Source organism: Mesorhizobium sp. M1E.F.Ca.ET.041.01.1.1 (assembly GCF_003997355.1).
Taxonomy (GTDB): domain Bacteria; phylum Pseudomonadota; class Alphaproteobacteria; order Rhizobiales; family Rhizobiaceae; genus Mesorhizobium.
This window is the reverse complement of record NZ_RZSL01000390.1, coordinates 1-5932: the sequence shown is the minus strand read 5'-3', so window position 1 is coordinate 5932 and position 5932 is coordinate 1. Positions and strand designations below refer to the sequence as shown.

6 protein-coding genes are annotated in these 5932 nt (G+C 56.5%); 1 reads left to right on the top strand and 5 read right to left on the bottom strand.

Annotated elements, in window-relative coordinates; all coding sequences use genetic code 11:
• The 5 genes from EOA38_RS25560 to EOA38_RS25540 all read right to left on the bottom strand — a co-directional run.
• A partial coding sequence (locus EOA38_RS25560) for a hypothetical protein (protein ID WP_210212987.1) occupies positions 1 to 209 on the bottom strand: 209 nt, incomplete at its 3' end.
• Positions 209 to 580 (bottom strand): helix-turn-helix domain-containing protein, encoded by a 372-nt coding sequence (locus EOA38_RS25555; RefSeq protein ID WP_189434886.1) that lies wholly within the window; start codon positions 578 to 580, stop codon positions 209 to 211. The genes EOA38_RS25560 and EOA38_RS25555, both read right to left, overlap by 1 nt.
• A gap of 31 nt (positions 581 to 611) precedes the next feature.
• Positions 612 to 1787, bottom strand: coding sequence for a Xaa-Pro peptidase family protein (locus EOA38_RS25550; RefSeq protein ID WP_189434884.1), 1176 nt, complete (start codon positions 1785 to 1787; stop codon positions 612 to 614).
• A gap of 160 nt (positions 1788 to 1947) precedes the next feature.
• Positions 1948 to 2199 (bottom strand): hypothetical protein, encoded by a 252-nt coding sequence (locus EOA38_RS39335; RefSeq protein WP_189434882.1) that lies wholly within the window; start codon positions 2197 to 2199, stop codon positions 1948 to 1950.
• Positions 2200 to 2526: 327 nt separating this feature from the next.
• Positions 2527 to 3804 (bottom strand): argininosuccinate synthase-related protein, encoded by a 1278-nt coding sequence (locus EOA38_RS25540; protein WP_245480914.1) that lies wholly within the window; start codon positions 3802 to 3804, stop codon positions 2527 to 2529.
• Between the two features lie 1566 nt (positions 3805 to 5370).
• Between EOA38_RS25540 and EOA38_RS25535 the strand changes: the two genes are divergently transcribed.
• Complete coding sequence (locus EOA38_RS25535) at positions 5371 to 5607, top strand: hypothetical protein (RefSeq protein ID WP_127300546.1); 237 nt, start codon at positions 5371 to 5373, stop codon at positions 5605 to 5607.
• Positions 5608 to 5932 lie beyond the last annotated feature (325 nt).

Genomic DNA, 5932 nt, shown 5'->3' with positions numbered 1-5932 from the left:
GCCTTCATGTAGCGGACATGGCCAAGCAGCCGCGCGGCGTCGGCAGCCTGTGCTTTCATGCTGGACAGTTGCTCAGCCGTATCTTCCGAATTGAACACGCGAGTGAAATGGAAGCCCACCTCGGAAAGCGCGAGGCGGGGATAGTCCCGCTCGAGAACAGAATTGCCGGACGGCGTGACAATGCCAAGTCCGATTGGCTGCAAGTGCATTATCTCATCTCCTGTAACCATCTTTGATGCTTAAGGACGCGCTCGGCCCTCGTCGCCTGCAACAGCCTCATCGTGGGGTCGCTATCGCTGCTAACGTTCCTTACGGTCATGGACCAAAAGGCTGTCGACACCAGAAACTCGCCGAAAGTCAATGTCTGGTAGCCGATCATGTACCTTTTTGTGTCAGGATCTCGCTGCAGATAATGCCGTTCGGTCAGGGTGTTCACCAGCCTTTGTGCAATGGCTGAGCTAAGATCGAGAAGGCGAGCAAGTTCTCGCGTGCCAATCGGCTTTTTCGCCTGATCTACCGCTTTCAGGAGTTTTAACTCTCGCTCGAGAGACTGCCTCTCGCTCGATTTCCGCTCGCGCATGATGATGTCCGATCCGGTTCGATTGCCCTGCTTATGTCGGCTGAAAGAGCTCCCGCGAGGCATTCGTCAGTAGCTCATAACCTGTATCATTTACGATTGCCGTGTCTTCGACCATCATTCCTCCCCATCCAATCTCGTAATAGGGGGTTTCGACGCAGAGCACCATTCCACTTTCCAGAAGCGTCTCACTGCTCGGCCCGATAAGCGGAAATTCATGTGCCTGCAAGCCGATGCCGTGACCGCAGTGGCTGCGCTGATAATCGGGCAATGCTCCGGATCTCACCTCGTTCATCGCCGCCTCAAAAACCGTGCCAGCAGGAATTCCCGGACGGATTGATTCCAGCTCACGATTCTCTCCCCGCAGGAGTGCATTGTAACGGTCCCTTGCAAGCGGCCCGGGATCTCCGACGCCATAAGTACGCGCCATGTCGGAACAATATCCGTTCACGCTCGCTCCGATATCCATCCGGACGAGATCTCCTTCCTGCAAGAGACGATTTCGGGCATAAGCATCAACGCGCGAGGAGCGCTCTCCTGATGTCACGACGACGAAACGACAAATGCCGGCGCCAACCGTGATCGTCTGCGTGATTTCAGCGGCGATCTCCAACTCGTTGACACCAGGCCGGATCAGGCCGGCAGCGCGCTCGACCGCCTTGTCCGTGAGCTGGGAAACATATCGCAACATATCGAGTTCACCCACGAGCTTTATTGCCCGTGATCGGCGAAACCCTTCGGCCGCTGGCGCTAGGCGCGCGCTAGGCACCATCTTCTCCACGGCGGCTATGAGGTCCGGTTGGCTGAGATCGCTACCGATATTTTGCAAACCACCGACCGTAGCCGCTATCGCAGCCGTCAAGGCTGCCGTAGGGGTTCGGCTTGCCGCCGGCATTTCACGGTAAGAAGGGAAATCGCCGGAGCTGAACACGAAGAAGGTGCCATAGCGCCAGATCATCCCCGGATCACCCAGTACTTCCAAAGCTGCTGCCGCATCGCTCGCACCCGTAACGAGCGCGACCCTCTCCCGCGACGCGATCAACGCCTGTGGGTAGGGGCCGCAATCGTGAAGGATGGAGCGGTATCCTGACAAATAGCCGATATGAACGGGATCATCGGTCACCACAGCATCAAGACTGGGATTGAGGGTGAAGAAACGATCCCGGCATTGTTTAGCGAGTTCAAACTGATCTGGAAGGGAATACGACATACAACCTCTCGCAGAGTACCGATATTTAACGAGTGTTCCATTAATGTAGCGCTTTGCGTCCAAGTAAAAACCGGCATCGGCTTTTTTAGCCGTGCCTGACCCCAGACTTTGCGGTGAACTTACCACTGTCAGCGGATTTCCGTTGCAAAGATCTGTAGAATTATTTTGAAGGTTTTGTTGCAACGGCTGAATCCTGCTTGGGATCCTCGGTGGGATGGCATTGCGGGGCATGGCGTTGCCTGATCTCGGCCTGTGGCGGCAAGCCCGATTGTACCGATCGGCGCTCCTTCGACGACGCAAATAATTTGGCCGTGTCGGCGTCCACCAGGAACTCGACGGCGCCCACGCCGACATATAGTCGCTCGCCGGGGCTGCGCGATGAGCTTTGCCGCTTAGGAGTCCAGTCCGGCATTTCTCCGGGTGGCCGAGCGGTTTAAACAAACCTTCAGCTCATCGCGACCTGCTTTCAAATCTGCGTTCGCCGAAAGCTGTCCGACGATCGAACAGTGGACGGCGTTTCGCTAACACCCTGTGAATATGAGATGTGCCTGCCGTGGGCCGCACGGTCCGCCTCGGACCTCGGCTGCATCTTGGCTTGGGTAACAAGTCGCGTACTGCCGCTTTCCATCGGGACAATGCCAAGAAGAAGTTTGCGCGCGCACGATCACCCAGGCAGCGGCGCGACTATCCGCTCACCTCTCGAAAAACTACCATCGTCACCAGATGATCAGTGCATTCTTTATTGAGGCTGCACAGCGCCTGGGGTGCGATCTTTTTCACGGATGTCTCCCGTTTGCAAATTTGGCGAGGGGCGCGCTTTGGACGACGCTGCGTGGCTCGCGGCTTGGTATTCCCAAACGTGGCGGTCCCTAATGTATTTCGGCTCCCTGGCTACGATCGACCGAGGTAGAAAGCGCGTGTGATCGACTATATAGCTGACGCTTCCGCTGACGCCCTCGAGGGCGGATGCTATGGCCCGTTCGCACATCTGATGGATAGTACTGCCCCATGCACCTGAAACTGCCTCCTGGGACCAGGCTTGCTCAAGCCCTTGCTTCAAAACGATTGATGCGACGCCAAGAGAAGCGGTTTCGAGGTGACGCAATGCGTCCAAGATAATAGCCGCCGCAGGGGCCTCGCGGACTTCGAGAACCTTTTCGCCGGTTGAGATGTGTTCAAGCCCGACAAAGCGGCCGTGCCCGAATTTTCCAACCGTTTTATTCAGGAACGGGATTGCGTCGATCAATGCAACATCACGGTCATCAATTGACACGAGATTTCCGTCTGTAAACCCGAGTTTGATCTCTACCGGTTGCTCTGCGTGAATGTTGCGCGTCCAAGCAAATGCCTCTTCGGGGATAGAAAAGTTCTCGGGATCTTCCAAGGGCCCAGACTCGAATTCCCGACACCAGAGGTTCTCGTCCGTGCTCCACCTGCGGTCCGCCACAAAAGTCGCTCCGCACTTGGAGAGGGCGGCGGCCTTCTGTTGTCGGGATATCACAGAGCATTCATACGGACTGCCGAACTTGCCGGAAAATCCGGAGCGCTTGATGCTATTGTTAAGGCGTGGAAGACTGTTTTGAGAAAGGTTTGCTGTATGAAGAACCAGCCGTGAGCCGATTGACGTTGCATGATCAACAACCAACGAGGCGATTATGGGACGGCTCAACGAACTGCTCAACGGATAGCTGCCAAGGTACTTGGCGTGGGCCCGAATGGCGGGTTTCACGCCTTGTTCGACGAAGGCTTTCCGTCCTTCGAGGCTGACAAAGCGTGCGCCGAACTTGGCTGCCGTCCGTTCCAGCAAAGGCTGATCGATGGGCGTTCCGACATCCGCTGCGACAGCTTCAACGTTCGCAAATCCAAGGCTCTGCAGCTTGTAGAGAAGATAGGTGCTGTCGAGACCGCCGCTGAACATGGTTGCAACTGGTGCGGTTCGGTCCGAAAAAGCCTCCAGATCTTCAAAACTCGAAATGCCGCCGATAGGTGGTTTGATCGAAGTTGAGACGGGGTTCATTTGTCTGTCCTGTTCTAAAAGAGATGCCGAGTCGCGAGATTCTGGCGTCCCACATGGGGTCGGGGGATTGTTTGGTTACAAGCTCGGCCATTCCGATTGCAACCGGAGGTCGGTTCGCCTGCACTGATCTCGCGGAAGCGACTGCCTGATGTTGTTCATGGAGGAACTCCTGCGCGGTTCGTGCCGTAGCGTATTTGTGATCAGCGAAGCAAATGTCGTGCCAATCCAGAAAGCCATTCTAGACAACATAATCGCTCTGACAGTGCAGTGTTTCATGTCCAACGTTGTCAGAAGGCCGACAATGAGTCCGACTGCCGGGGCGTGCAACCGAACGCTGGCGGAGGCGATCCGCAAATGGTGAGCGACATCGTGCCGACGAGCCGGCATCACGAGGCGCCGATGCATGGAGAAGCGCCGCTCTCCGGGCTTGTCCGTTGCCGGCGCTGCGGCCACAAGCTCACGATACGCGACACGGGCGCCGAGAACAACGTTCGGCGCTATTCTTGATGGAGCGCCTGCTCGACACGGGAGCCGCGCTGGCTCGCCTTCGGCGGACTGCGCGTCGATGATGCGATGGAGGAAGCACTCCTGCGTCTCGTCGAGCCGGGGGCGCAGGCAACCGCCCGCCGCGACCAGGTTCGGGATGCCCTCAGTCGCGATCTGGAGCCCCATTTCGATGCCGACCGGCCTTTCCGGCAATATGAAGCCGTCTATCCCGAGAACCGCCTAGTCGCTGCAGAGCTGGAGATGCGATGGAACTGCCCTCTCGCATGTTGGCGAGATCGAAACCAGGATAGCCGCGCATGATGTCACAACGCCAAGGCCATCACCTGTGCTGGCAACGGTGCTGCCGTGGTTCGAGAGCGAGCTGTCGATGATCTCTCCGGCTCCACTTTGGCCGCGACTTCCGCTATGCACTCGCCGATTCAGAGAGCCTGACCTGGTTCCTTGGTGTGACGGTCGCCTGGAGCTCGACACCCGCCCGGTCGAGAACGCCATCACGGCCGGTGGCTCTGACAAGAGAAACGCATTGTTCGCCGGCAATAAGGTGGGGCGAAAATTGGTCGCTGCTCGCCTCCCTCATGGCGCTCTACAAACTCAATCAAGTGTACCCCGTCGCTTGTATTGCCGAAACCCTACAGCCATCCTTACTGGCCGTCCTCAATTGCCATCCGCAGAGCAAGGTCGGTATGCCTTGGCGCTTCGGCAATACATCAGGTCCCGGGGCGTATAGAATAGAGCACCTCGCAAGCGCTAAAGACGGAACTCACGTCAATGACACGCGAAATCCGTTCCGCGATCCCTCGGAATACGATAGTCTCCCGAGACTTAATGTCGGGGTTGTCGAGTTCGCTACACGGTGACTTTCGGGACTGCTTGCTGTGGCACCTTATCTAAACCATTGAACCGCGGGTACAAAATCTTTCCAAGAGCTCGCTCTGAGCAGTTGGCACGATTTTTGATTTTCCCCATTGAGAGCTGCCTATCGATCCTTCATGTCGTGGGTTGGATATTCATTCGCTCTTCACCAGAGCCTTAAACCGTCTCTTATAGGGGAGATTGGCCGTGCATGTGACGCTGAAAACTCTATCTCGCTTCGACCACGCCACGGTCGCCCATTTGCAGCTAGAGCCAGAGCAAGAACAGTTTGTGGCCCCGTTGGATTTGTCATTCTCGGAGCTTCGAAGTAGCTCTTACCCCGAGCTGGAACATCCGTTCTCGATCGTCGTCGGCCACCAGGTGGTTGGTTTTTTATCGTCGGTGAAAGGGCGGCCTTGCCGGAGTGGGCGCCGCCAGATGTGATTACTTTGCACAGTCTTCGCATTGGCAACGTATATCGAGGCAAAGGGTGTGGTATGGCAGCGGTTGCACTTGCCGCTCAATGGATTTTGACAAACAGGCCAAACACTACACGTCTCATGCAAGGCGTCAACGTGCGTAAATGTAACAGTTAGAAGCGCTTATGGTTAGACGAGGATGTTGCCAGGAACAGATGGACAACCTGAGCCGTCGCGCGAACAAGCTGGTGAACTGCTGATCGACGCAGATACCGCCGGCCAATGGATGAATCTTCTCGAAAAGAATTCTATCGCCACCCGATCTCCGCCCATTTTTGCCATCGCAGGGC

Coding starts and splice junctions, on each gene's coding strand:
- EOA38_RS25555 (WP_189434886.1), bottom strand. CDS start 580: ATGCGCGAGCGGAAATCGAGCGAGAGGCAGTCTCTCGAGCGAGAGTTA.
- EOA38_RS25550 (WP_189434884.1), bottom strand. CDS start 1,787: ATGTCGTATTCCCTTCCAGATCAGTTTGAACTCGCTAAACAATGCCGG.
- EOA38_RS39335 (WP_189434882.1), bottom strand. CDS start 2,199: ATGCCGGACTGGACTCCTAAGCGGCAAAGCTCATCGCGCAGCCCCGGC.
- EOA38_RS25540 (WP_245480914.1), bottom strand. CDS start 3,804: ATGAACCCCGTCTCAACTTCGATCAAACCACCTATCGGCGGCATTTCG.